Here is a 26,358-nt window from a genome sequence, read left to right on the forward strand (position 1 = left end):
GGGAGGTGGTCGCGGATGTGCGGCCTGAGCGGGGAGATGCGCTTCGACGGCACGCGGCCCGACCTGGCGGCCGTCGAGCGCATGAGTGAACGGCTCGCCTCCCGCGGTCCCGACGGTCACGGGATCTGGTCGCGGGACGCGGTGGCGCTCGGGCACCGCAGGCTGAAGATCATCGACCTCTCCGAGCACGGCGCGCAGCCGATGACCGACGACCGGCAGGAGCTGACCGGCGTCTTCAACGGATGCATCTACAACTACGCCGAGCTGCGCCGGGAACTCAAGGCCCGCGGCCACCGGTTCCGGTCCACCTCCGACACCGAGGTCGTCCTCAAGGCGTACCAGCAGTGGGGGACCGCCTGCGTCGACCGCTTCTACGGCATGTTCGCCTTCGCCCTCGTCGAGCACCGGACCGGCCGGCTGATCCTGGTGCGCGACCGGCTCGGCATCAAGCCCCTCTACCTGGCCGAGACCCCCGGGCGGCTGCGCTTCGCCTCGACGCTGCCCGCCCTGCTCGCGGCCGGGGACGTCGACACCTCGCTGGACCCGGCCGCCGTGCACCAGTACCTCAGCTGGCACGCGACCGTCGCCGCACCCCGCACCGTCCTGAACGGGGTGCGCAAGCTCCCCCCGGCCACCGTGCGGATCGTCGAACCGGACGGCACCTACGCGGAGCACCGCTACTGGCAGCCGTCGTACACACGCCGCCCCGAGCACACGGGTATGGGCCCCGCCGAGTGGCGGGACGCGGTGCTGGACGCCCTGCGGACCGCCGTACGCCGGCGGATGGTGGCCGATGTGCCGGTCGGTGTGCTGCTCTCCGGAGGGCTGGACTCCAGCCTGATCGTGGCGCTGCTGGCCGACGAGGGGCAGCGGGACCTGGCGACGTTCAGCGTGGGCTTCGAGTCGGAAGGCGGCGACGAGGGGGACGAGTTCCGGTACTCCGACCTGGTCGCCAGGGAGTTCGCCACCGACCACCACCAGCTGGTGGTTCCCTCGCGGCGGGTGTCGACGGCCCTGGACGCGGCGGTCCTGGCGATGAGCGAGCCGATGATGAGCCATGACGTGGTCGCGTTCCATCTGCTGTCCCAGGAGGTGGCCAGGCATGTGAAGGTCGTCCAGAGCGGGCAGGGCGCCGACGAGGTCTTCGCCGGCTACCACTGGTATCCGCGCCTCGCCTCCGCGGCCCGCGAGGAGGAACCGGACAGGTATGCCGAGACGTACTTCGACCGGCCGCACGCCGACCTCGCGGCGATGCTGCAACCGCACATGCTGCCCCGGGACGACGTCTCCGGCCGGCTCGTCCGGGAGCACATGGCGGCGCCGGGCGCCGAGACCGCGCTGGACGCCGCGCTGCGGCTCGACACGCATGTCATGCTGGTGGACGATCCGGTCAAGCGGGTCGACAACATGACCATGGACTCGGGCCTGGAGGCCCGGGTGCCCTTCCTGGACCACGAGCTGGTGGAGCTGGCGGCCGCCTGCCCGCCGGAGCTGAAGCTGGCCGACGGCGGCAAGGGCGTCCTGAAGGAGGCCGGCCGCAAACTGCTGCCCCACGAGATCGTCGACCGCCCCAAGGGCTACTTCCCGGTCCCGGCCATCACCCACCTGGCCGGACCCGTCCTGGAAAGGGTGCGCGAGGCACTGGGCGCCCCGGAGGCGAAGCGGCGCGGGCTCTTCCAGGACTCCTACGTCCGCGAACTGCTGGCGGCCCCCGACCGACACCGTACCCAGCGCGGGGCGAACGCGCTGTGGCAAGTGGCTTTGCTGGAGATATGGCTGCAGACGCACGGAATCTGACCGGGGAACTCCTCACCGAGCGCACGCCGGGCACGGACCGGCCCGCTGCCGAGCGGCCCGCCGCCGCGCCTCCCACCGCCGACTCGCCTCCACCGGGCCCGGACGGCCACGGCACCTCCTTCGCCGCACCCGCCCGCATCCCCCTGCCGGACGCCTCCGGGCCACGCGACGCCACGACACGGCTCATCGCGCACGGCTGCTGGTACCCCTCGGCCGACCCGGCCGGCACACAGGTCGCCTTCATCTGCGACCGAGGCGGTGTACCCCAGCTGTGGACGGGCCCCGTCGACGGCGACGCGGTGCGTCTGCTCGACGACGGCCCCGACCCCGTCCGGGAGGTGGCCTGGTCGCCCGACGGCCGCTGGATCGCCTATACGGTGGCTCCCGGCGGCGGTGAGCACACGCGGGTGCTGTGCGTACGCCCCGACGGCACCGACCGGCACATCCTGGCCGGAGCCGAGCCGGGCAGCTCCGCCCACCTGGGCTGCTGGGCGCACGACGGATCGGCGGTCGCGGTCACCGTCGCGGTCCCCACCGCCGTACCCGCCCTGGACACCATGGCAGAGCCCGGCCCCGCCGGCGCTCCGGCAGCCGGTCGCCTGCCGGAGCACTGGCAGGGCCGGATGGGCGGTGCCGAACTCCTCGGGGCGGCACCCCAGGCGGACCCCGGACTCGGAGTGCCGTCACCCCCCGGCACCGTCGACACGCGGGAACGGGGCGCGCCGGGGGAGGCGCACATCGCCCCGGAGGCCGGCTTCGGCGACGGGCTGTCCGCCTATCTCATCGACCCCGACGGCGTGGCCGCCCCCGTCCTGCTCGCCACCGAGCAGGACGCGGCGACGCTCCGCGTGTGCGATCTCAGCCGGGACGGCGGACTGGTGCTGCTGCGCCGGGGGCCCCGCGGGCGGCGCGAGGCCGTCGTCCTGCGCACCACCGACCACGTGACGACCTGTGTGGTGCCGGTGGCCGACGGCGACCCGTGGATCGGCAGCTTCTCGCCCCGTGCGGACACCCTGTGGCTGCGCAGCAACGCCCACCGGGAGTTCGCGGTCCTGCTCGCCGCCGGACTCGACGAGGAGGGACTGCCGCGCGGCTGGTCCGTGGGGGCGTCGCGCGAGGACTGCGACCTGGAGCTGCTGCGCTGCGTCCACGACGGCAGTGCCGCCGTGCTGGCCTGGAACGTCCGGGGCATGAGCGAGGTGGAGGTCCGCGACACGGACCCGTCCGGTACGGCCGGGCCCGCCACCGGTCCGTCCCGGCCCGTGCCCCTGCCCCACGAGGTGGTCACCCGCATCGTGGACGCCGGCCCCCGGCTGCTGCTGGCCCTGTCGGGCTCCCGGCGGCGCCCCGGCATCTGGTGGCTTCCCGAGGGCGTGACCTCGGTACGCACCCCCTGGTCGTCACGGGACGAGGACGCCGTTCCCCCGGGCCGCCCGCCCGTACGACCGGTCCACCGCCGTCCGACCGCACGGGACGGGCTGCCGCTGAACGGCTGGTACTACCGCGCACCGGGTCGCGGCCCCGGTGAGCCGGCGCCCTGCGTCATCCATCTGCACGGCGGCCCCGAGGACCAGGAGCGCCCCGTCCTCGATCCGCTGTACCACGAGATCCTCGGGCGAGGACTGGACGTCTTCGCACCCGACGTACGCGGATCGTCCGGATACGGCCGGTCGTTCGTCGACGCGGACCTGGGAAGGGGCCGGTTCGCGGCGATCGACGACGTGGCGGACTGCGCCGCCCACGCGGTGGTGGCCGGCCCGGCCGATCCCGCCCGGCTGGCGGTCATGGGCCGCTCGTACGGCGGCTATCTCACGTTCGCGTCCCTGGTCTGGCACCCGGACCTCTTCCGCACCGGCGTGGCGGTGTGCGGCATGTCCGACTTCGCGACGTTCTTCGAGGGCACCGAACCCTGGATCGCCCAGTCGGCGGCCAACAAGTACGGTCACCCGGTCGACGACCGCGAACTGCTGCATTCCCTGTCACCGATGAGCCGTATCGACGCGCTGCGCGCGCCGGTGCTCGCCGTGCACGGGGAGCACGACACCAATGTGCCGCCGGGGGAGTCGGAGCAGTTCGTGCGGGCGGCACGCGAACGGGGTGTGACCGCCGAGCTGCTCACGCTGCGCGAGGAGGGGCACGACTTCCTACGCGCCGACAACCGGCGGCTCTTCCGGCGTGCCGCCGCCGACTGGCTGCAGCGGCACCTGACCGGACGATGAGTGCCCTCCTCCCCCGTGCTGCCGGGCCGTTCCGTCAGATCCCCCGTCGGAAACCTGCCCGGCAGAAAGGAGGGCGGGATCACTATGGCTCTTTGAAAGGGGAGAAGGCAACTCGCCCATTCCCTTTCTCATCTCGCGAGAAGTTCGAGAATAAACATTCTCGTCGAGTGAGAAATGAAGGGTCGTTCCTCGGCTGGTGAGAAATGTGTACGAGGCACGGGTCCCAGGCCGGAAGCGGTGTGGGGATGCCCTAGCCTGTCCGCGTACGCATCCGGCCCGTGTCGATAGGAGTACCGTGCGCGCGATTGTCATGAGGGAATTCGGCGGCCCTGAGGTTCTGCGGCTGGAAGAGGTTCCCGACCCCGAGCCCGCGCGTGGACAAACCCTGCTCGATGTGAAGCTGGCGGGTGTTAATTACGCAGATGTCCACGTTCGTGGAAACACCTACCTCGCTCCGGTCGCACTGCCGTACATCCCCGGCAACGAGGTGGTCGGCACCACGCCGGACGGCAAGCGGGTCGTGGCGTTGACGCAGGGCGGCGGCTACGCGGAGAAGGCCGCCGTGCACCGCAGGCTGCAGTGGGAGATCCCGGACGACCTCACCGACGAACAGGCGATGCCGCTGGCGCTGCAGGGGAACAGCGCGTACCACCTCCTCTTTTCGGTCGCGCGGGTCACCAAGGGGGAGACGGTCGTCATTCCCGCCGCGGCCGGAGGCGTGGGCTCGCTCGCCGTGCAGCTGGCGCACCGGGTGGGCGCCCGCGTCGTGGCTCTCGCCGGCACGGCCGAGAAGCGCCGGCTGGCCCTGGAACTCGGGGCGGCGGCAGCCGTCGACTCCTCCGACCCGGACGGCCTGGCGGAACGGATCCTGGACGCGGCAGGAGGGCCGGTGCACGCCGCGCTGGAGATGACCGGCGGCAGGACGCTGCACCAGACCCTCGACGTGCTGGCTCCGCGCGGCCGGCTCGCCGTGTACGGCTTCGCCGGCGGAGAGCTGGCCGACGTCCCCGTGCGCACACTGCTCCAGAAGTCCGTCACCGCCGCCGGGTTCTGGCTCCCCCACCTGTACACCGACCGGACGCTCCCGCTGTCGGCGTCCATGAGGGTGCTCTTCGACGCCGTCGGCAACGGCACGCTCAAGATCGTCGGCGGCGGCACCTTCCCGCTGGCCGACGCGGCCAAGGCGCACAGCATGCTCAACAACAGGCTCGGTACGGGCAAGTTCAGCCTCGATACGGTCACGCCATAGTCTTGGTGCCGACCGCGTTCCCACGGAGGGGCGCGCGGGCGGGACGAAGGGGGTACGGCTGATGAGTGGGCAGCGCGGAAGCGGGACCGGATACGCCGACCGTTTCATGCGAGTGCAGCAGGCGTTCATCACTCTGGGGCCCGGTGCCCACCGGCTGTCCGCGATCGCCAAAGCCGCCGATCTCGACGACTCCACCACCAGCCGCATGCTGACCGCCGGCACCTACAACAGCACCTTCGTCCGGGTCGACCGCGGCCTGTACCAGCTCGGCAGCACGGTCGCCGACCTGGGGCTCCACGCACTCTCCGAGGACAAACTCTCCGGTCACGAGGCCACCCACGTGCTGCGGGGCCTGCGGGAGGCGACCGACAGCGGTCTGGTCTTCCTGTACATGAGGGCCCCCTTCGGCATAGCAGGCAGACAGTGCCTGGACATGGCGGTGGGGGACTCCGACCTCGTGGAACTCGGCATGACACCGCGCGACGTCCTCTCCGTCACACGGTCGCTGCGCACCGGCGCCTCGGGCCGGACGATCCTCGCCTACCTGCCCGCGCAGATCCAGGAGCGCGTCGCCGCCGACCCGGTCCCGCAGGAAGCGGGACCCGGCGTCATCCGGGACGGCGGCGAACTGCTCGCCTCACTCGCCGAGATCCGCGACCAGGGTTACGCCCTGGGACGCGAGGAGTGCATGGCCAAGTGGAACTCCATCGCCGCCCCCGTCATCTGGGACGGTGCGATCTGGGGGGCGGTCCTGCTGCTCAAGCCCGCCGACGTCATGCCGGAAGCCCCCCAGCGCTACATCCACGCCACCATCACGGCGGCTGCCAGGCTCAGCCGGCTCGGCGGAGCCTGGTCGGCCGACTGATCACCTAGCGCAGGTCGACGACCGTGCGCAGTTTGCCGCTGGTCGCGGTGCGCTCGAACTCCTCCCGACGGGCGGTCTGCACGGCGAGGGACAACAGCCCCTCCGTCTCGGCCGCGGCGAGCTCCGCCACCTCGGCGGCAAGAGCGCCCCGGACGGCCTCCGGACCCGGTGCGTACTGCTCGTCGAGCCGGACCGTCAGCCGCTCACGCCCGGCTCCCGGGGCCACCACCAGCTGTACCTCGCCGTGGTAGCCGAGCCGCTCCTCCAACGCCCGGACGACGCGCCGGTAGTTGACGAAGTACGTGCCCACGCGGACGACGTCGCCGTAGCGCCCGAGCAGTTCCAGACGGGGCACGTGGCTGCCGCACGGGCACGGCCCCTGCACCGCCCGGCCCAGGTCACCGATCTCGTAGCGCTCCAGCCGCTGCCCGGACCGCGCCAGGGAGGTGAACACCAGCCGTCCGGGCTCGCCCGGCGCCACCGGCCGGTCCTCGTGCGGGTCGAGGATCTCCAGCGTGTGCAGGTCCGTCAGCACATGGTGGACCGAGCCGCCGCAGGACGCGCACTGGTAGCCCAGCGGCCCCAGGTCGGTGCTGCCGTACGCCGCGGAACGGATCACCTCCACCCCGAACTCGTCGGTGAGCACCCTGCGTTGTTCGGCGGTGAAGTGCTCGCCGCCGTAGAAGACCTTGCGGATGCCGCCGTAGGAGCGGAACCGGTCCGCCTCGGCGTGGAACAGCTGCCACAGGTAGGACGGCATGCCGAAGACGGTGTCCGCCCGGTGGGTGACCAGGGCCTCGGCCACCGCGGCGTGGTCGGGGCCCGCGGCGATCGGCAGCTGGGTGGCGTTCAGCCGTTCCAGGATGGAGAAGAAGCTGATGAAACTGCCGTACATCCCGCCGCAGTAGAACAGGTTGGCCGCCCGGTCGCGGGCCGGGTCGAAGCCCGCGGTGAGCAGTCCGTCCGCCGCGGCGCGCATCTGGTTGTCGTAGTCGTCGCAGGTGAACACCGACAGCGCGGGCGCGCCCGTGGAACCTCCGCTGCGGAAGTACAGCTGCGCGTGGCGTGGGTCCAGGGCGGCGAGCGCGTGCTGTACGCCCTCCTTGCCGAGCAGCGGCGCGTCCGGCGCGGTGGGCAGCACCGGCGGAGCCACCAGATCGTCCAGGCAGGCCACGGTGCGGAATCCGGCGTCCGCGGCGCGCACGCTCACCCGGCGGCTGTAGCGCTGCAACGCGTAGACCCCGTCGTGCGGTTCGCCCTCGTAGCCGTCCAGCATGGAGCCGACCGGGGTGACGCGGGTGACACCCGCCGCGAACAGCGCCCGGGACAGCGCGGCCACGTCCGCGCGGTCGCCCCCGACCGCCGCCGTCTGCAGATAGCGGCGCATGGGGCGGAGGGTCGCGGTGACCGCGTGCCGGGGCAGGGGCTTGACCCAAACGGTGCGGTACAGCGGCGACGCGTCGAGCGCGGGCCGGGTGTCGGCCAGTACCCGCCAGGAACCGTCCTCGGCGGCGAACACCCGGGTCAGCCCCAGGTGCTGTTCGAGCCGGGCGAGCTGCTGCACGGTGGTGATCTCGGCCTGCTCCGCCGGACCGGGCGGAGCGGACGCCGGCCGCTCGGCGGACACCTTCGCGAGCCGCTCGGCGAACCGTCCGGCGAACCCGGACAACTCATCGGTGTCCTCGGTGTCGAGGTAGACCACCTGCGGGCTGGAACACGCCTGCTGTTCGAGCCGGCAGACGTCCTCGGCGAGCGCGTCGAGGACACCGTCGTCGGACGCGGCCCGCCGGGTCAGATAGGCGAAGGAGATCCGGTGGCCCCACTCGACCACCCGGCAGCCGGACGGCGCCAGTTCGCCCGCCGCGCGCACCGCGTCCTCGCCGCCCCACACCGCGATCGCGTCGGCCTGCCCGCACAGCGCCTCCAGCCAGGCGCGGCGCGAGGAGGGGAAGCGCAGGGCGATGACGCGTTCGGCCAGCAGTCCGCAGCGATCGGCCGCACCGATCGCGGCCAGCAGGTCGAGGGCGAGAGCCGAGTCGGAGCTGCTGGTCTTCAGCACGTTCACATTGCCCGCCAGCAGCCCCTCCACGACGCTCAGCGGTGCCACGGCCGCGGCGTTGCCCGGCGCGATGTGCACCAGCAGGCCGACGGGCGCCCAGGCCTCGTACACCGTCTCGCGGGCGTCCGGCCGGGTCAGCCGCTCCGGGCGCAGGCCGCCCAGTTCCCGCCGCAGCTTGCGCTCCAGCACCTCCCGGGTGAGCATGCCGGCCAGTTCGGCCAGGACGACCGGGGCCTCACCGGCGGGCAGGTGCCCGGCGAGACGGCCGTACAGGGCGGAGGCGGGATCGGCCAGGTCACGGCCGACCAGGGCGCAGGCGCCGAGCACCACCTCGGTGGGCAGCGGGCGCGTCAGGACCCGCGCGGCCAGCTCCGGCAGGTCGGCGAGCCGCCGGCCGGCCTCGGCCTCGTCGACGAACTCGCCCTGCCAGAGGTGGAGTCCGGGGCGGGACACGGGATGGAGTACGGAGGCGGTCACGACATTCCCTTCATCAGTTCGGCGGCGGCCACCGCACAGCTGCGGTTGCGGCTCACCCCGGCCCGGCCGTGCACGGTGAACCAGTCGGTGGACAGCGGGCAGGGGCACTCCCCGCCCGGGTGGAGCGACGCGAGGTCGCCCATCACCACGCTGTGTGCGGGCACGGAGGTGATGTAGGGACTGACCAGATGCAGGAATCCGCGTTCGCCGTACGGCAGCGGGCGCAGCGTCCCGGTGTCGCGTACCGCCGCCCGCGACCACACGGGCACGTGCAGCCGGTGGTGCGCGCACTCGACGTACGGCACACAGTGCTCGACCGAGCCGAAGGTGTCGCGCACGCGGTCCCCCGGCACGCCGAGCAGGTCGGTGACCTCGGCGTAGAACGCCTCCTTGCCGATCTGCCGGTCGGCGTGGCCCTTCCAGCCGCCGCCGAGCACCACCAGCGACCCCTCGGGCAGGGTGAGCGGCGGCAGCCCCATCGCCCGCATCCGCTCCAGGGTGAAGTACAGGAACGCCGGGAAGCCCAGGATGCGGACCGGCACGTCGTCCTCGGCGTAGCGCTGGAGCGCCGCGATGCAGCCGTGCACGTCGAACTCGTGGCCGCTGCCGGTGTGCCGCAGGGCGTGCGTGGTGTGCCGGGCCGGGGCGAAGTCGCACAGGTAGTTGTCCGTGAAGGACGTGCCCAGTTTCAGCGCGGGCGCCGGCTCGTAGCTGTACAGCAGGTAGTTCACCGGCTGCTCGGGGGTGATCCAGCCGTAGTGGTCGAAGATCCGGGCCACCATGCGCTGGGCCGAGCGGATGGTCCACTCGTCGAAGAACATCTGCGACTTCTGGCCCGTCGTCCCCGAGGAGGTCAGATGCAGGAACACCTCCTCGCGCGGGATCGAGAGCACCTCATGGCGCTTGAAGAAGGCGGCGGGCACCAGCGGGCTGCGCACCCCGTCGCCGACGCTGGGCGCGGGCGCCTCGGCCGGGTCCTGGAGCAGGGCGGCGAAGAAGGGGGAGCGGCGGGCGTGCCAGGCGTTGGTCTCCGCCATGGCGGCGGCGAACAGCTCGTCCGCGGCGGGGCCGTGCGCGTACGGCTCGGCCAGGTCGCACAGCCGCTGCACATGGGCCAGCTCCGCCGGGTCGGGAACCTCGACGGGAGCGAGATGGGGTTTCATCGGGACACCTCGTGAACGGGCAGATAGGTGGCGGTCCAGGCACTCAGGTAGGCGCCGAGGTACGGCTGCAGCAGCGGACTGACGGCGGTGGTGCGGAAGTCGATCTGACGGCTGGTCCGCGACAGCACCACGTAGTCGTGGAGGCGGTCGCGGATGCGGCGCATCGCCGGGTAGACCGCGCTCGGCACGAACCCCGAGGCGAGGAAGACCTCCAGGGCCTCGGTGTCGGCCAGCGGCAGCAGTGCCTCGGCGTAGTCCGCGCCGGCCCGGCGGACCGCGGCCATCAGCGCTTCCAGCGCGCCGGCCACCGCGGCCGGACGCGGATGGACGGCTACGAGCGCACAACTGCCCGCTACGGCGTCCAGGTCGGCGTACGCCTCGAAGCTGCCGTCGGCGGCGACCAGGACCGCGTTGGGCGTGTGCAGCGGGAAGAAGCGGTCGTCGGCCTCCGGGAACAGCTCCAGGAAGCGGCGCCGCACGAAGGCCGGGGCGGTGATCAGCTCGATCGGCTCGGCACCGGGGGCCGCGCCCCCCGCCGCGCGGCGGGAGGGGGCGTGCCGGGTGCCGGCGTAGTCGATGCCGACGCCGGCGGCCACGGCGGACAGCAGCGGAGACAGCCGTTCGGGCACGCTCGCCACCGGTGCGCGGTGTTCCAGCACGCCGTCGGCGTAGCGGGCGAACAGCGCGAGGGTCTCGCACCCCTCGACCTCGACGGCGTTCGGCAGCAGGCCGAGCGGCCGGAAGCCGTTGCGCACGACGACGTGCTGCGGTCCCTCGGTGACCAGGCGGACGGTGGCGTACACCGAGTCGAGGCCGCCGGTGGCGAAGGCCTCGGCGCAGACCGCTCCGGTCAGCCGGGAGGCGAGCCCGCCGCCGCGATGGCCGGGGTGTACGGCGAGGCCGACGAGCTTTCCGATGCGGCTGCCCGGTTCGGTCACCACGACGGCGGAGCCCACCAGGACGCCGCCGGCGGTGCGGGCGGTCAGCCAGTGCGCGGTGCCGTCGGTGATCAGCCGGCGCATGACCACCGGGTCGCTGCCCAGCGGCACCGGATAGCCGTGCCCGTACACCTCGAAGTACAACTGCCGCAGCTCGGCGATGTCCTGGGCGGAGGCGGGGGAGAGGACGGCGGTCACGACGCCGCTCCCGCCGGCTCCGGTACGACGGGTGTCCGCTGGGCCCCGGCGTCGGACCGGCGGCCCAGCCACCACAGTGCCAGCGCCACCGGTACCAGACCCGCGCCCTGGACCAGGCACAGCGTGCGGGCCGCCAGATGGTCGCCCAGCGCGCCGAAGACGAGCGACGAGACGGGGAAGGTCGCGCCCAGCAGCGCCTGCATGACCGCGAAGAACCCCGGCTTGTCGGCGGCGGGCACCAGCCGCTGGAACAGCGCGACGAACCGCACGCCGATCACACCGACGCACCAGCCGGCGGCGGCCATCGAGACGACCGCCGCCGCGTGTCCGGCGAACAGCCCCGGCAGCCCGAGGGCCGCGGCCATGACCGCGAGACACACACTGCCGACGGCGACCGGGCGGCCGGGCAGCCGCCCGCCGCTGAAGGACCCGACCAGGGTGCCCGCGCCGAGGGCCGCCTCCAGGGAGGCCACGGTCGAGCCGGTGGCGTGCAGCACCTCCCGGGTGTACAGCGGCATCACGACGTAGACCGCGGTGGTGAAGACGTTGGCGGCGGCGAAACAGACCAGCACCCGGCGGATGAACGGCAGACCGGCCAGGACCTGGCGCAGCGTGCGCCGCCTCGGGGACGGGCCGGCCGTGTCCTCGTGCCCCGCCCCGGTCCGCGGGAAGCGGGTGGAGCCGGCCAGCACGGCGGCGAGCAGGTACGCGGCGGCGCACACGGCGACGACGGCGGCCAGTGAGCCCGCGTCGACGACGAGCGGGCCGAGCAGTCCGCCGCACAGCCCCGCGACGGACTGGGTGGACAGCTCGAATCCGGTGGCCGACTCGATGTCGGCGTCCTCGACGAGTTCCGGCACCGAGGTGGTCAGACACGGGTCGAACACCGCCTGACAGGCGGCCAGCGCCAGCCCCACCGCGTAGGCGGCGGGCATGGACAGCAGTCCGGAGTACGCCATGACGGCCGCCGTGCCCGCCACCGCTCCCGCCACGGCCGCCGCGCCGGCCAGCACCGTGCGGTGTGCGCAGCGGGCGACGACGCGCGCGACCACCGGAGCGAGCGCGACCGCGGGCAGGGTGCTCACCATGAGGAACAGACCCGAGGCCAGGCCGCGGTGCGCGCCGCCCGCGAAGCCGACGAGCCACCAGACCGCGCCGACCTGGAACATGCGGCTCGCCGCCTGGGTGAGGAGCTGACCGGCCCAGACCCGGCCGAAGGACGGATTGCGCAGCACGAGGGGCAGCCGCCGTGCGCGCGCGGGTGCCGGGCTCACGCGTGCGGCCGTTCGTCGATGACGCGGATGAGCTTGCCGGAGCGGGAGTTGACCGCGAGGTCCCGGTGCCGCACCCATTCGACGGTCAGCGGGTTCACGTGCCCGGCGGCGGTCGCGGTCAGGTAGAGGGGGCGCTCCGCGAGCAGCGCGGCTATGACGGACTCGCCCAGCGCGGCATGGTCCTCGCCAGGATCGGCGACCGCGAGGCGCAGCACCAGCCCGTCGCGGCCGTCCCACCGCCGTACGACGAGCTGCAGCCCGGACACCTCGCCGGAGGCGTCGGCGGTGTTGACGACGTGATGGACGTCCTCGGTGTAGAGGGAGACGGGACCGACCCGCACGCCCTCCTCGGCGCGGCCGAGGATGCGGAAGACACCGGTGTCCCGGTCGACCCACTCGGCCCGGTCGCCCGCCGGATACCGGAGCACCGGCATGAGCCGCCTGCGCAGATCGGTGACGACGAGCCGCCCCGGCACGCCGTTCGCCTCGACGGGCCGGTCGGTCTCGTCGCAGAGGATCTCGACGGCCGTGTACGGGGTGAACGCGCGGTGCACGCGCGGGTCGTCGCCGGGCACGGCCTCGCCGAGGAGCCCGGCGTCCACGCTCGCGTATCCCAGGGAACGCGGTTCGGCGTTCGGGAACGCGGCCCGCAGCAAGGGGAGTTGGTCGCCGAAGAGGCACTCCCCGCCGAAGAACAGCAGCTCCACGTCCGGCAGGGTCCGGCCGGCACAGCCGAGGCGCTCGGCGAGCGAGCACAGTGTGGTCGGGGTACCGGCGACCACCTGGACCCGGAACTCCTCCAGGGTCGCCGCGGTGGACTCCCAGGGCGCCGCGCCGCCGATGGGCAGGCGGACGTTGGCCACGGGAGAGCGGTGCAGCGAGTCGAGGACGAAGCTGAAGCTGGCGTACAGGTCGCCCGCGTAGAAGAGGTCCGCGACCCGGTGACCGGGCTTCAGCCCGGCGCGGACGAGCCCGGCACCGAACGCGGTCGTGAACTCCCGCCACTCCGTGCGGGTGTAGTACGAGAACTTCGGCGACCCGGTGGTCCCGCCGCTGCGGAAGACGACCGCTTCGTCCAGCGGGGCGGTCAGCAGCCGGTTGTCGCGGGGTGAATTGGCCCGCCAGAAATCGGCCTGGGGTACGACGGGAAGATCCGTGAGCCGGGTGACGCGCTCGGGAAGTCCGGTGTAGAGCTCACGGTAGAAAGGCGAGTTGTTGCGGGCGAAACATATGAGTTCCGCAAAACGTTGAACGGGCATCAATTCCTGCTCAAAGGCGTGGCCCGCCGGGACGGCACATCACCGGCGAGGAAAAGCGGCGCCCATGACGAACGGGGCGGCCGGTGCACCAGGATATCTCACTATGCGGGACGGATTTGCGCCAACCCGCCAGGGCTGAAAAGGGGTTCGCGCCTCGCGGACGTATTGCGGAGCCCTTGGGTTCCTTCTGTCGCGGAGACGGCGATCACATTCAGCTGGGCGTGCATATCGGTGCGTTGAAGTCTCACGTCGTAGCGCGCGCCACCATGATCCTCCGCAAGAAGGATGTAGGCCGCATCCATGATCGACGACGATGGCCGGGTGAGGTCCGGACACGGGGTCCGGACCCCAGGGAAGGGGGACCCCTTGCGTAAACTCCGGCTCGTCGGAACCGTCCTGGGTACGACGCTTGTGCTGACCGCCACGGCTCCGGTCGCACAGGCGGACACCAGACCGGCCTCGATGGCGTCCGCATCGTCCTCGAACAAGGGGAAGTTGGACGACGCGGCGCTCAACTCCGGCCTCCGCGCCATCCATGACGCGGGTATGTACGGCATCTACTCCTCCGTACGCGACGGCTCCCAGCGGTGGACCGGCGCGGCCGGCGTCGCGGACGTGGACACCCGCCGCCCCGTCCGGCCGGGCATGCTCCACCGGGTGGGCAGCGTCAGCAAGGCCTTCACCTCCGTCGCCCTCCTCCAGCAGGTGGAACGCGGCCGGCTCCGCCTCGACGCGCCCATCGGCGACTACCTCCCCCACCTGGTCCCCGGCGAACGCGGCCGTGAGATCACGGTCCGGATGCTCCTGAACCACACGAGCGGCATCGGCGACTACATCGCCGGCGCCTTCCCCTCGCTGGCCCACGGTTCGACGGCCAGCCTCGACGAGAACCGCTTCCGTTCCATCCGTCCCGAGGAACTGGTCCGCCTCGGACTGGCCGCCCCGGCCACCGGCAAGCCCGGCGAGAAGTGGTCGTACTCCAACACCAACTACGTCATCGCCGGGCTGCTCCTGGAGAAGCTGACCGGCCAGGACGCCGAGGCCTACATCACCCGCCACGTCATCGCCCGGGCCGGCCTGCACCACACCTCGTTCCCGCGCACCCCGTACATCCAGGGCCCGCACGCCCGCATGTACGACTCGTTCTACGGCCTGAACAACCCGCCCCGCGACTACAGCGACTACGACATGTCCTGGGCGTACACCGCGGGTGCGCTCGTCTCCACCACCGACGACCTCAACCGCTTCTACCGCGCCCTGCTGGGCGGCGAACTGATCGGCCCGGCCGCCCTGCGGGAGATGCAGCGCACCGTCCCGACGGGCGGCGGCGCGAACTACGGCCTGGGCATCTACAGCGTCGACATCCGCGGCTGCGGGCGCTTCTGGGGGCACGACGGCGCGGTCTTCGGTGCCGGCACCCTCGTCTACTCCAGCCCTGACGGCAAGCGCCAACTCGCCATGGGCTGGAACCTCATGAAGTACGAGCGCCTGAAATCCGACGGTACCGGGTTCGAGGACAGCCCGATCGACGACGCCCTCAACCGCCAGGTCGTGCGCGCACTGTGCCCGGCGACCCCGCCCGCCGATTCCCACTCGGCGACGGCGCCGCCCCGGACGGTGCTGCCCACCGTGGACCTGGCGCCGGGGACGTGGGCCGAGGGCCTGCGCTGAAACCGGTCCTGCCCCGGGCGCGCATGCGCGCCCGGGGCAGGGCTCCCACGTGCACCGTTCCCCACCCCGGGCGGGGAACGGTGCGCACCGGCGGGCGGCTACACCTTCTCGGCACGGTCCGGTGCCCGCACCAGGGAGGCGCCGGCCGCGGCGGAGTGCTCCGGCAGCGTGAGGAAGAGGGTCATGCCGGCGCTCGCCAGGTAGAGCCCGGCGAAGATCCACATCACGCCCTGGACGCCGAGCGGGCCGAGGAAGAGGGCGACCACGGCCGGGCCCACGAACGTGCTGGCGCCCGCGCCGAGGTTGAGCGCCGACATCGCCTGCCCCTTGTGCTCCGGTGCCAGTGAGGGCATCAGCGCGGACAGCGGCACATAACCGGCGAGCGTCGCGCCGAAGAGGCTCACCAGGACCATGGCCAGCGGGAAGTCGTCGCCGGCGGCCACGGTGCCGTAGTAGAGCAGCAGCGTGGTGACCGCGCAGCCCACCCCGCCGAACCAGGCGACGGTGCGCTGCCAGCCGAGGCGGTCGCCGACCAGGCCGAAGAGCAGGTTGAAGAAGATGTTGGTGGCGAACATCGCCGACAGCAGCCGCAGCCACTCGGTCAGCGAGAAGCCCAGTGTGTCGGTGAAGAACACGGGCAGGAACACCAGGAATCCGAACTGTGCCGCGGTGTTGATGGTGCGTACCACCGCACCGACTCCGATGCGCGGACTGCGCCAGACGATGGAGAGCGAGCCGAGCAGCGTGGCCACCGGACGCTCACCGGTGGGCGCCAGCCGGTTCCTGCCCGTCGGCTCCCGCACGAGGAGCAGGGTGATCAGACCGCCCGCCACCACCAGGGCCAGCGCGAACCACAGGGTGCGGTACGTGCCCACCCACGGCACCGTGAAGCTGGCGAGCAGCGAGCCGAGCGTGGGCAGCCCGCCGGTGAAGGCGAACCAGAACCAGCCCACCGCGGAGCCGAGCCGGTGTCTGGGCGTCACCGCCGTCACCCAGACCAGGAAGCCGTAGGCGAACAGCGGATAGCCGAAGCCGCGCAGACCATAGCTGGTCAGCAGCAGCCAGTAGTGGTGCGTCGGGACGGCGAGGCCGAGGAAGGCCACCTGCAGCGCGGCCCAGATGCCGAGGCCGAGCGTCATCACCCGGCGCGGGCCCCACAGGTCGGAGAGCGCTCCGGAGAACCAGGCGGAGATGCTCGCCGTGACGCCGTAGACGGTGAACAGCAGGGCCACGCGTTCCTTGGAGATGCCCTCGTGCAGCAGATAGGGCGAGAGGAATCCTGATTCCACACCGTCACCGATCATGAAGATGAGAACACCGAGAAATCCCCAGGAAAGGGACTTGGGAATACCTATGCGATCCAGGGCCAGGGGGACGGTCACGGCAGCCACCTTTGTGCGGAAATGGGGAGAGCGGAGCGCCTCACGGCGTGGCAAGAATGAAAAAGTCCCGCTCCGGGCGGGGTCAATCCGTCATGGGAAAGACCTCGTCGGCCGTGTGACCCGTGGTGTTAAGTCGTCGTCCCGCCGCTGCGGGGGAGCCCGGGAATGGCCGTGTCACCCCAGATCAGAGGGGTGTGCGCGCCGCCGGGGTGCAGCACGCCGAGTGAGAACCGTGTGATGTTCACGTGGCTACGCTCCCGCGACGGTGCGGACGTGGACTCCGCTGTCGCGCAGCCGCCGCACCTCTCCCGCAGGGGCCGCGTCGTCGACCAGGACCAGGTCGAAGTCGGTGAGCGGGGCGAGTGCGTACAGGCCCTGGTTGGCGAACTTGGTGTGGTCGATGAGCAGCACTCGGCGCGCGGCGACGGCCATCATGGCCCGCTTGACCTGCACGGTCTCGGGTGACATGTGGTAGCAGCGGCCGCCGGTCACCGCCGTGGTGGACATGAACAGCACATCCGCCCGGAACGCCTCCACACTGTGCGCCGTGTGCACGCCCATGAAGGCGTCGTAGGCCGGGAAGTAGGTGCCGCCGAGGGCGACCAGGGCCACGCCGGGTTCGCGGGCCAGTGCCGAGACGGCCGGCAGCGAGTTGGTGATCGCCGTGATCGGGGTGTGGTCCGGCAGGTGCCGGACCAGGTGCAGACAGGTCGTGGAATCGTCGATCATCACGACCTGACCGGGCGCGAGTTCCTCGGCGGCGGCCCGCGCCAGCAGCTGCTTGGCGGGCACCATCGTCGACAGGCGTTCACTGGCGCTGCCGTGGAACTGCGTCGAGGGCAGACAGCTGGCCCCGCCGCGCACCTTGCGCAGCCAGCCCTGTGCCTGCAGAGCGTCCAGATCACGGTGGATGGTCATGACGCTCACGCCGAACTCGGCCGCGAGCTCGGCGGTACGGACGAAGCCCTTGCTCGTCACGCGTTCGCGCACCCGGCTCCGACGCCCCTCCTGAACGTCCGTCCGGGTGTCCGGACCGGCCATGGCGGGCGCTCCTTCCTGAGAAGAGGCTCATGAGAATCCCACATGAACGTAACACGGCGGAGGCGGGCCCTGGCCTGGCCGGTGTCCCGGCGAGCGGTGCACGCGGACGGTGGCGCACCGGATGCGGCAGGGAATTTAACACGGTGCACAGGCCCGGCCGCGGGATAAGTCGCCAGGACGATTGACGGCCCTTTCCGAGACGCGTTTGCTGATTTCTGCGAGCCGCCCGGGCGGACCGTTCGATCCGACGGTCCGTTCCGCGGGCGCGGGCCTTTGTGAAGGGGCAGGTATTGCAGTCATGTCGGTTCTCACCATCGACGTCGGGACCTCGGTCATCAAATCCGTCGTGTTCGACGACCAGGGCCAGGAGCTGGCGGTCTCCCGTATCGGCACCGAGGTGCTGCGGCCCCGTCCCGGCTGGGCGGAGCAGGACATGGAGGCGGTGTGGAACGGGGTCGTCCACACCGTGCGCAGCGTCCAGTCCCAGCTCGGCCCGGCCCAGGACCCGGTCTGGCTGGTGAGCTTCACCGCCCAGGGCGACGGCTGCTGGCTGGTGGACGGCGACGGACGCCCCACCGGCCCCGCGATCCTCTGGTCCGACGGGCGCGCCGGCGACCTGCTCACCCGTTGGCAGACCGACGGCGTCCTGGAGCAGGCCTTCCGCCGCAACGGCTCGCTCACCTGCAGCGGCATGCCGAACGCGGTGCTCAGCTGGCTCGCCGGGCACGACCCGGAGCGACTGCGGCGCTCCCATACCGCGCTGACGGCGGCGGGCTGGCTGTTCCTGAAGCTCACCGGGGTCACCGCCATCGACGAGTCCGACGCCTCGGCGCCCTTCCTCGACCACACCACCGGCGCGTACGACCCCGTGATCCTCGACCTGTTCGCCATGAAGTGGGCCGAGCCGCTGCTGCCACGGATCCTCGGCGAGCACGAGCGCATCGCCGAGATCACCCGCCGCACCGCGGCCGAACTGGGCCTGCCGGCCGGGCTCCCCGTCGTCATGGCCCCCTACGACATCGCCGCCACCGCCCGCGGCGCCGGAGCCGTCAACCCCGGCCAGGCGTGCGCCATCCTCGGCACCACCCTCTGCACCGAGATCGTCACCCGTGAGCCGGACACCGGCGGAGAGCCGTGCGGCATCAACATCGCCTATCGCGGCCGCGAACGCATCCTGCGCGCCTTCCCCACCCTCTCCGGCACCGAGGTCCTCGACTGGGCCTGCCGCACCCTGGGCGTCGAGGACCCCGCCCACCTCGGCAGGCTCGCCTTCGCGACCGAACCGGGCGCGGCCGGACTGTCGTTCCTGCCGTACCTCTCGCCCGCCGGTGAGCGCGCCCCCTTCCTGGACCCGCACGCCCGCGGCGCCTTCTGGGGCCTGTCCCTCGACCACACCCCCGCCCATGTCGCCCGCGCCGTCTTCGAGGGACTGTCCCTCGTCGTCCGCGACTGCCTGACCGCGTCCGGGACCGACGTCCACGAACTGCGCCTGTGCGGCGGCGGATCCGCCAGCGACGCCTGGTGCCGGCTCATCGCGGACGTCACCGGCGTGCCGACGGCCCGCAGCGCCGACGCGGAACTGGGCGCCAAGGGCGCGTTCCTGACCGGTCTCGTCCTCACCGGGGCGGAGAGCAGCATGCACAGCGCCGCCACCCGGTACGTCCGCATGCGCGCGAGCTGGGAACCGGACGCCGGGCGCGCCGCGTTCTACGACGGTCTCTACGACGCGTACCTCACCTGGCGCGACGCCGCCCGCTCCCTCGGCTGGGCCTCCGCGCCCGCCGCTGTCCCCGCCCCACCGCCCGCTGCCGTACCGGCCGCCTCCCCGGCCCGCGCCCAGGAGACCCCGCATGTCTGACGCCCTGTCACCCGACGCCGTGCACCTCGGACTGGACCTCGGCACCCAGAGCGCCCGCGCGGTCGCCGTGGACGGTACCGGCCTGCTGCTGGGCGCCGCCTCCCGTCCGCTGACCGGCCGCCGCGACGGCGTACGCCACGAGCAGGACCCCGAGCAGTGGTGGTCCGCACTCGCCGCCGCCTGCCGCGAGGCCCTGACCGGCATCGACCCGTCCCGGGTGCGGGGCCTGGCCGTGGACGCCACCTCCGGAACCGTGCTCCTGGCCGACTCCGCGGGCGTCCCCCTCACCCCGGGGCTGATGTACGACGACCGCCGGGCCGACGCGTACGCCGACCGCGTCAACACGCGTGGCGCGCGGGTGTGGGAGAAGCTCGGCTACCGCGCCATGCAGCCGTCCTGGGCGCTGCCCAAACTGCTCTGGCTGCTGGACGACCCGGCCCGCTCCGGCGGCCGGGGCCTCCCGGCGGGCGCCCGCCTGCTGCACCAGGCCGATCTGGTCACCTGGCGGCTCGCCGGGCACCAGGTCCCGAGCGACGCCAGTCACGCCCTGAAGACGGGCTACGACCTGGTCGCCGAGCGGTGGCCCGAGGACGAGCTGGACGCGCTGGGCGTCCCGGGCGGGCTGCTGCCCGATGTCGTACGGCCCGGAACGGTCCTCGGCACGGTGTGCGCCGAGGCCTCCGACGCGACCGGCATCCCCGCCGGCACCCTCATCACCGCGGGCATGACCGACGGCTGCGCGGCGCAGATCGCAGCCGGGGCGCTCACCCCCGGTTCCTGGAACTCCGTGCTGGGCACCACCCTGGTGTTCAAGGGGACGAGCCCCCATCTCGTCCGCGATCCCGGCGGCGTGGTCTACTGCCACCGCGCACCCGGCGGCACCTGGCTGCCCGGCGGCGCCTCCAGCAGCGGTGCCGGCGTCCTCGCCCACCGCTTCCCCTCGGCGAGCGCCGCGGACCTCGACGCGCTGACCGCGCGGGCCGCCGCGACCGGTTCCACCGCCGTCGTCTACCCGCTGGTGGGCTCGGGCGGCGAGCGCTTCCCGTTCCGTGCCCCCGGCGCCGAGTCCTTCGTCCTTGGCGAGCCCTCGGGCGACGCGGAGGTGTTCCACGCCTGTCTGCTGGGCGTGGCGCTGCTCGAACGGCTCTGCTTCGACTACCTCGACCTCCTCGGCGCCCCGGTCGACGGCCCGCTCACGTTCACCGGCGGCGGGGCCCGCAACCGCTACTGGGCGCAGCTGCGCGCCGATGTGCTCGGCCGCCCCGCCCGGCTGCCGGAGCAGGCCGAGAGCGCCCTCGGCATGGCGGTGCTCGCCGCCACCGCCTCGGGTGCCACGCTGGAGGAGGCCGCGGGCGCCATGGTGCGGCTGCGCGAGGAACTCCACCCCGATCCCGCCCGCACCGCCCGCCTGCTGCCCGCCTACCTCGCATTCGTCGACGCGCTGGTCCACCGCGGCTGGCTGGCACCGGCCGTGGCCGGCCACGCGCGCGGAAAGGCCCTCCAGTGACCGACTTCGTCCTCGTCCGCCATGGGGAGACCGTCTGGCACGCGGACAACCGCTACGCGGGCCGCACCGACGTGCCGCTCACCGAACTCGGCCGCCGCCAGGCCGCCGAACTGGGGGTCTGGGCCGCCGGGCAGCACCTGGACGCCGTGCTCTGCTCACCGCTGTCCCGGGCCCGGCAGACCGCCGAGCCCGCGGCCACCGCGCTCGGCCTGACACCGTGGGTCGACGAGCGCCTCTACGAGGTGGACTTCGGCCGCGGCGACGGGCTCACCCGCGCCGAGATGGCCGAGGCCTTCCCCGAGGCACTCGCCGCCTTCCTCAGCGACCCGGTCGCCCACCACCTGCCCGGCGGGGAGCATCCCGCCACGGCGGCGGACCGCGCGGTCGACTGCCTGCAGGAGACCGCGCACAAGCTCCCCGGCGGGCGCGTCCTCGTCGTGGCCCACTCCACCCTGCTGCGCCTGGCGCTGTGCAAGCTGCTCGGCATCCGCCTCGCCCGCTACCGCCAGGTCTTCCCCGCCCTGCACAACGGCGCCCTGACCGAACTGCGGCTGCGCGACGACCAGGCGTCCCTGCTCCGCCTCAACGCACCCGTTCGCTGACCCCTCGCTCTCCGGGAGAACCACCGTGCCCACCACCGTCCTCGCCGCCGGCGACCACTTCGTCCTGCCCGGGCTGCTCGCACAGGAAGTGCGCGCCGCGGCGCCCGCCGACACCGACCTGGACATCCGGCAGCTCCAACTGCCCTGGCCGCACACCCCGTTCGGAAGGGTCGCCGAGGTCGACGAGGCATCCGGAACCGAGGAGCAGCTGATCGAGGCGCTGCGCGGCGTACGGATCTGTGTGACCCAGATGGCCCCGCTCACCGAACGGGTGCTGGCCGCCTGCCCCGATCTGGAGCTGTTCTGCGTCAGCCGGGGCGGCCCCGTCAACGCCAACCTGGAGGCCGCCGGCCGCCATGGCGTCGCCGTCTGCTACGCACCGGGCCGCAACGCCGTCGCCACCGCGGAGCACACCCTCGCGCTCGTCCTCGCCGCCGCCCGCGGGATCGGCGACGTCCACACCGACCTCAAGCGGGGCACCTGGCGCGGCGACTACTACGACTACACGCGCTGCGGCGTCGAGATCGACGGCTCGGTCGTGGGCCTGGTCGGCTTCGGCGCCATCGGCTCGCGGGTCGCCCGCGTCCTGACCGCGATGGGGGCCACGGTTCTCGTCCACGACCCCTATGTGTCTCCGGAGGCGGTGCAGGGTGTGGCACGGCTCGTGCCGCTGGACGAATTGCTGAGCCGCTCCGGGATCGTCTCCCTGCACGCGCGCGTGACGGACGAGACCCGCGGCATGATCGGGCAGGCCCAGATCGGGGCCATGCCGCGCGGTTCCGTGCTCGTCAACTGCGCGCGCGGCGCCCTGGTCGACTACGACGCGGTGTGCGACGCGCTCGACTCGGGACATCTGGCAGCCGCCGGCTTCGACGTGTTCCCCGTCGAACCGGTACCGGCGGGCTCGCGCCTGCTGTCCACCCCGGGCGTCATCCTCACCCCGCACATCGCCGGCGCCAGCCGCGAGGTCGCCCACAAGGCCGCCCGGATCGTCGCCGCCGAGGCCGCCCGCTTCCTCCGCGGCGAGCCACTGGCCCACTGCGCCAACCCCGAGGCCCTGAAGGGCTGACCCGGCGCCCCGCCTTCCGCACAGGTCACAAGGCGGCTCAATTCTCTTCCGAGCACGCAACCGCCCGTACCGGGCCCGTCTTCACGGCGCGGCGGTGCGGGGCGACAGCGGCGCGCCGCAGGCACCAGGGCCGACGGGCCAGGAGCGCGGCGCCCGAGCGCGGCGCGTCGCACGGGCGCCCTTCATACAGACGCGGCGGCCCCTCTCCCGCAGACGGGGCGCTCCGGCAGCGCTTCCACGTGCAGACGGGACGCCGGGTCAGCCCCTCTCCACCTGGACGGAACGCCGGGGCCAGACCCTCCCCACGCGGACGAGGCGGCCGGACGGGTTCTGCTCAGGGGCCCGGCCACCCGTCGGCGCTGGTGCCGGCCAGGCTCGCGTCAGTGTCCGGCGGCTCCCTCGGGGCGCGCGTGGCGCGGCAGGAGGAACGCCAGCAGGAAGGTCAGGGCGAGCATGCCGTCGACGATCCACAGCACCGTCTTCATGACGGAGCCGAAACCGCTCCGGAAGGCCGACGACGCGGTGGCATGCAGCGCGCCGGGTATCCGGGCGCCGGCCTGAGGTGAGGTCACGGCGGCGCGGGTGTCCTTCTCCAGGCGTGCGCAGGACGCCGGCGTCGCGGCAGGATCCTTGGCCACGGCACGGTCCGAGGTGCACGTGCGAAGGTCCGCCACGAGGCGCTCCTGGGTGGCGGGCGCAACGTGCGCGGCGGCGAGTTGCCCCCGCAGGCCGTCCGCGTGGTGGTCGACGGCGGTGGCGATCCCACTGCCCAGCAGACCGAAGAACACGGTACCGAGTACGGCCACCCCGAACGCGCCGCCGAGCTGTTGCATCGCGGTCATCGTGCCGGACGCCGAACCCGTCTCGTGCTGCTCGACGCTGGCGAGCACGATGTCGAAGAACGGCGCCATCAGCAGGCCCATTCCGATTCCGGTGCCGAGCAGGGACGGCAGGAGCTGCCAGGGGCCGACGCCGGACCCCACCATGTCGAGGGTCAGCCACACGCCGAACACGCCGACCGCCATGACCAGCGCGCCCGCCTGCAGGACGGCCCGGCCGAACCGGGCGACCCCCTGAGCGATCCCGAACCCGACGATCATGCCGCCCGACCAGGGCACCATCACGAGTCCCGCCTTCAGCGGCGAGTAGCCGAGACCGATCTGGGTGTAGAGGTTGAAGACCAGCATGAAGCCCTGCATGGTCGAGAAGAACACCAGCCCGAGCGTCATGCCGCCGCTGAATCCGCGCTTGCGGAACAGGCTGGGCACGACGAGCGGGTCCCGGCCGGCCCTGCTGCGGCGGCCCTCGTACACACCGAAGGCGATGAAGACGACCAGCGAGGCGGCCATCATCGCGAACGTCCACAGGGGCCAGTCGTACTCACGGCCCTGGACCAGCGGGAAGATGATGAGCAGCGCGGCCAGTGAGACCAGGAGCATGCCGGGGATGTCGAGGCGCGGCTTGGTGCCGGACCGGCCCCTCGGCAGGTAGCGCACGGCACCGAGGAAGGCCGCGGCGCCCAGCGGCAGGTTGATCAGAAAGATCATCCGCCAGCCGGTGCCGAAGTAGTCGGCGTCCACGAGCCAGCCCGCCAGGATCGGTCCGCACACCGCGGACAGCCCCATGACCGGGCCGAACATGCCGAAGGCCTTCTGCGACTCCTGCGGCGGGAACATCTCCTTGATCATGCCGAGGCCCTGCGGCAGCATCACCGCGCCGAACAGCCCCTGTACGACACGTGCGGCGATCAATACCTCGGGCGACACGGACACCGCGCACAGCAGCGACCCCGCGGTGAAGCCGGCGGCTCCCACCAGGAACATCCGGCGGCGCCCGTGAATGTCCCCGAGCCGGCCACCGGTGACGAGCCCGACGGCCATCGCCAGCGTGTACGCGGCGGCGAGCCACTGCAGTGTGGAGGCACCTCCGCCGAGGTCGGCTCGCATGGACGGGCCGGCGATGTTCGTGACGACGGCGTCGAGGAGATCCATCACCTCGGCCGCGAGGATCACGAAGAGCGCAGCCCAGCGCCACCGGTAGGGCGCTGGCGAGTCGGTGGGCGTCTCGACGGACGCGACATCGGTGGTGGACATCGGTACCCCCTGGCAGAACAGTGTTCGATGAGAGAACGGCGTTCATTAAGATATAGCGCAATCGGCGATCCCGCGACAAGATATATCGCGTATGGAAGGGTCTTCGGAGGCCGCTCACGCGGCAGAACGCTGTTCTCCGTGATGCCTAGACTGGCGACATGACCGACGAGGCCGCCGATGCCCGTACCTCCCCTCCGCCGTCGCCCTGGGAGCGTGAGCGGCGTGCGCGTACCCCCGTGACGCCCGCGCGCGCACCGCTGTCGCGGGAACGGGTCGTCGAGGCCGCCTTCACCGTCCTGGACCGCCAAGGACTCGACGGGCTGTCGATGCGTCAGGTGGCGGCCGAACTGGGAGTCGCGGTCTCCGCCCTCTACGCCCACGTCAGCTCCAAGGACGACCTCCTGGAGCTGATGTACACGCGGCTCTTCGACGGCTTCGCCCTGCCCGAGCCCGACCCGGAGCGGTGGCGGGAACAGGTGCGGGACTACGCCCGTTCGGGACGGCAACGCCTGCTGTCCCACCGCGACATGGCCAGGATCTCCATGGCCCACGTTCCCTTCACGGCCGAACTTCTGCCGCACCTCGAAGCGTTGCTCGCCATCTTCCGCGCCGCAGGGCTGCCCGACCGTATCGCGGCGGAGGCCGGGGATCTCATCTCCACCTACATCGACGGGTTCGTCCTGGAGGAGGGCATGTGGCAGGACCGGGCCGCCCGGCACAGCAGTGACGATTCCTCGCCGGCCCGCCCCGACTGGCGTGAGATGGCCGACGAGATGCGGGAGTACTTCGCGTCCCTGTCCGCAGCGGAATTTCCCCATCTGCGCGCCTTGGCCGGGTTGATCGTGTCGGACTCCTCCGACGAGAGGTTCGATATCGGCCTGGAGATCATCCTGCGCGGCCTGGCGAGCTATCTGCCCGACCCGGAGTCCAGCGCGCCTCGGCGGTCTTGAGGAATGAGGGCCCGGTATCCGGCGTTGGTGCGTACCAAGCAGCCCGGACGATGTCCCGTCAAGAGGACCAGACCAAGTAAGTGCCTGGCCGGTATTAGGGTGATCGGGTAAGCCGGAATGCCGACAGCGGTGCCGGGTTCGAGCGTCAGGAGTCACCGATGACCGTGGAAATCCAGCGGGCCGTACTCGCAGGGGGTTGTTTCTGGGGCATGCAGGATCTGATCCGCAAGCAGCCGGGTGTGGTCTCCACACGCGTCGGCTACAGCGGTGGTGACACCCCGAACGCCACGTACCGCCATCACGGCGACCACGCCGAGGCCATCGAGATCCTCTTCGATCCCACGGTCACGAGCTACCGCGACATCCTGGAGTTCTTCTTCCAGATCCACGACCCGACCACCAGGGACCGCCAGGGCAACGACATCGGACGCAGCTACCGGTCCGCCATCTTCTACGGCGACGAAGAACAGCACCGCGTCGCCGTGGACACGATCGCGGACGTCGAGGCGAGCGGGCTGTGGCCGGGAAAGGTGGTCACCGAGGTGGAGCCCCTGGGCGACTTCTGGGAGGCGGAACCCGAGCACCAGGACTATCTGGAGCGGTATCCCGACGGCTACACGTGCCACTTCCCGCGACCGAACTGGAAGCTGCCGCGCCGGGAGGCGTCCCCGAAGAACTGAGCCGAGC

19 protein-coding genes are annotated in these 26,358 nt (G+C 72.2%); 11 read left to right on the forward strand and 8 right to left on the reverse strand.

The window, feature by feature from the left end:
- Positions 1-15 precede the first annotated feature (15 nt).
- From ABT171_RS26655 to ABT171_RS26670, 4 genes are all read left to right on the forward strand, one after another.
- Complete coding sequence (locus ABT171_RS26655) at positions 16-1,797, forward strand: N-acetylglutaminylglutamine amidotransferase (RefSeq protein WP_351248003.1); 1,782 nt, start codon at positions 16-18, stop codon at positions 1,795-1,797.
- Positions 1,773-4,016 carry a prolyl oligopeptidase family serine peptidase gene (locus ABT171_RS26660; protein WP_351248005.1) on the forward strand — a complete coding sequence of 748 codons (2,244 nt, stop codon included), beginning with the start codon at positions 1,773-1,775 and terminating at the stop codon, positions 4,014-4,016. Before ABT171_RS26655 ends, ABT171_RS26660 begins: the two co-directional genes overlap by 25 nt.
- 295 nt (positions 4,017-4,311) lie before the next feature.
- Entirely contained in the window at positions 4,312-5,265 is a 954-nt protein-coding gene (locus tag ABT171_RS26665) for a quinone oxidoreductase family protein (protein ID WP_351248007.1), read from the forward strand.
- 61 nt (positions 5,266-5,326) lie between these two features.
- Positions 5,327-6,130 carry an IclR family transcriptional regulator domain-containing protein gene (locus ABT171_RS26670; RefSeq protein ID WP_351248009.1) on the forward strand — a complete coding sequence of 268 codons (804 nt, stop codon included), beginning with the start codon at positions 5,327-5,329 and terminating at the stop codon, positions 6,128-6,130.
- A gap of 4 nt (positions 6,131-6,134) precedes the next feature.
- On the opposite strand, the gene ABT171_RS26675 is transcribed toward ABT171_RS26670, so the two are convergent.
- Genes ABT171_RS26675 through ABT171_RS26695 form a run of 5 tightly spaced genes read right to left on the reverse strand, consistent with a single transcriptional unit; the run spans position 6,135 to position 13,498 of the window.
- Positions 6,135-8,666 carry an acyl-CoA reductase gene (locus ABT171_RS26675; RefSeq protein WP_351248011.1) on the reverse strand — a complete coding sequence of 844 codons (2,532 nt, stop codon included), beginning with the start codon at positions 8,664-8,666 and terminating at the stop codon, positions 6,135-6,137.
- Positions 8,663-9,829, reverse strand: coding sequence for a LuxE/PaaK family acyltransferase (locus ABT171_RS26680; protein WP_351248013.1), 1,167 nt, complete (start codon positions 9,827-9,829; stop codon positions 8,663-8,665). Before ABT171_RS26680 ends, ABT171_RS26675 begins: the two co-directional genes overlap by 4 nt.
- Positions 9,826-10,965: a GNAT family N-acetyltransferase gene (locus tag ABT171_RS26685; protein WP_351248015.1), complete on the reverse strand. Its 1,140-nt coding sequence runs from the start codon at positions 10,963-10,965 to the stop codon at positions 9,826-9,828. Before ABT171_RS26685 ends, ABT171_RS26680 begins: the two co-directional genes overlap by 4 nt.
- Positions 10,962-12,239 (reverse strand): MFS transporter, encoded by a 1,278-nt coding sequence (locus ABT171_RS26690; protein WP_351248017.1) that lies wholly within the window; start codon positions 12,237-12,239, stop codon positions 10,962-10,964. The genes ABT171_RS26685 and ABT171_RS26690 overlap by 4 nt, the downstream gene beginning before the upstream one ends.
- Complete coding sequence (locus tag ABT171_RS26695; RefSeq protein WP_351248019.1) at positions 12,236-13,498, reverse strand: phenylacetate--CoA ligase family protein; 1,263 nt, start codon at positions 13,496-13,498, stop codon at positions 12,236-12,238. Before ABT171_RS26695 ends, ABT171_RS26690 begins: the two co-directional genes overlap by 4 nt.
- Before the next feature lie 366 nt (positions 13,499-13,864).
- On the opposite strand from ABT171_RS26695, the gene ABT171_RS26700 reads away from it, so the two are divergent.
- Entirely contained in the window at positions 13,865-15,169 is a 1,305-nt protein-coding gene (locus ABT171_RS26700) for a serine hydrolase domain-containing protein (RefSeq protein ID WP_351248021.1), read from the forward strand.
- 98 nt (positions 15,170-15,267) lie between these two features.
- On the opposite strand, the gene ABT171_RS26705 is transcribed toward ABT171_RS26700, so the two are convergent.
- Entirely contained in the window at positions 15,268-16,551 is a 1,284-nt protein-coding gene (locus ABT171_RS26705) for an MFS transporter (RefSeq protein ID WP_351248023.1), read from the reverse strand.
- Positions 16,552-16,800: 249 nt separating this feature from the next.
- The gene (locus ABT171_RS26710; protein WP_351248025.1) at positions 16,801-17,592 is read right to left on the reverse strand and encodes a DeoR/GlpR family DNA-binding transcription regulator; all 792 of its coding nucleotides are present in this window, start codon (positions 17,590-17,592) and stop codon (positions 16,801-16,803) included.
- A 298-nt stretch (positions 17,593-17,890) separates the two neighbouring features.
- On the opposite strand from ABT171_RS26710, the gene ABT171_RS26715 reads away from it, so the two are divergent.
- From ABT171_RS26715 to ABT171_RS26730, 4 genes are read left to right on the forward strand one after another with little or no spacing between them, the layout of a single operon-like run.
- Positions 17,891-19,450: an FGGY-family carbohydrate kinase gene (locus ABT171_RS26715; protein WP_351248027.1), complete on the forward strand. Its 1,560-nt coding sequence runs from the start codon at positions 17,891-17,893 to the stop codon at positions 19,448-19,450.
- Entirely contained in the window at positions 19,443-20,957 is a 1,515-nt protein-coding gene (locus ABT171_RS26720) for an FGGY-family carbohydrate kinase (RefSeq protein WP_351248029.1), read from the forward strand. Before ABT171_RS26715 ends, ABT171_RS26720 begins: the two co-directional genes overlap by 8 nt.
- On the forward strand, positions 20,954-21,559 hold the full coding sequence (locus ABT171_RS26725; RefSeq protein ID WP_351248030.1) for a histidine phosphatase family protein: 606 nt from the start codon (positions 20,954-20,956) through the stop codon (positions 21,557-21,559). The genes ABT171_RS26720 and ABT171_RS26725 overlap by 4 nt, the downstream gene beginning before the upstream one ends.
- Positions 21,560-21,584: 25 nt before the next feature.
- On the forward strand, positions 21,585-22,628 hold the full coding sequence (locus ABT171_RS26730) for a 2-hydroxyacid dehydrogenase (RefSeq protein ID WP_351248032.1): 1,044 nt from the start codon (positions 21,585-21,587) through the stop codon (positions 22,626-22,628).
- 380 nt (positions 22,629-23,008) lie between these two features.
- Here ABT171_RS26730 and ABT171_RS26735 read toward each other — a convergent pair whose 3' ends face one another.
- Positions 23,009-24,721, reverse strand: coding sequence for an MFS transporter (locus ABT171_RS26735; RefSeq protein ID WP_351248034.1), 1,713 nt, complete (start codon positions 24,719-24,721; stop codon positions 23,009-23,011).
- 158 nt (positions 24,722-24,879) lie between these two features.
- On the opposite strand from ABT171_RS26735, the gene ABT171_RS26740 reads away from it, so the two are divergent.
- Together ABT171_RS26740 and msrA are read left to right on the forward strand one after the other, a co-directional pair.
- The gene (locus tag ABT171_RS26740) at positions 24,880-25,671 is read left to right on the forward strand and encodes a TetR/AcrR family transcriptional regulator (protein WP_351248036.1); all 792 of its coding nucleotides are present in this window, start codon (positions 24,880-24,882) and stop codon (positions 25,669-25,671) included.
- Between the two features lie 158 nt (positions 25,672-25,829).
- Positions 25,830-26,351 (forward strand): peptide-methionine (S)-S-oxide reductase MsrA, encoded by a 522-nt coding sequence (gene msrA / locus ABT171_RS26745; RefSeq protein ID WP_351248038.1) that lies wholly within the window; start codon positions 25,830-25,832, stop codon positions 26,349-26,351.
- The last annotated feature ends 7 nt before the right edge of the window (positions 26,352-26,358 follow it).

The organism is Streptomyces sp. NPDC001851, from assembly GCF_040297165.1.
In the GTDB taxonomy this organism is placed as follows: Bacteria; Actinomycetota; Actinomycetes; order Streptomycetales; family Streptomycetaceae; genus Streptomyces.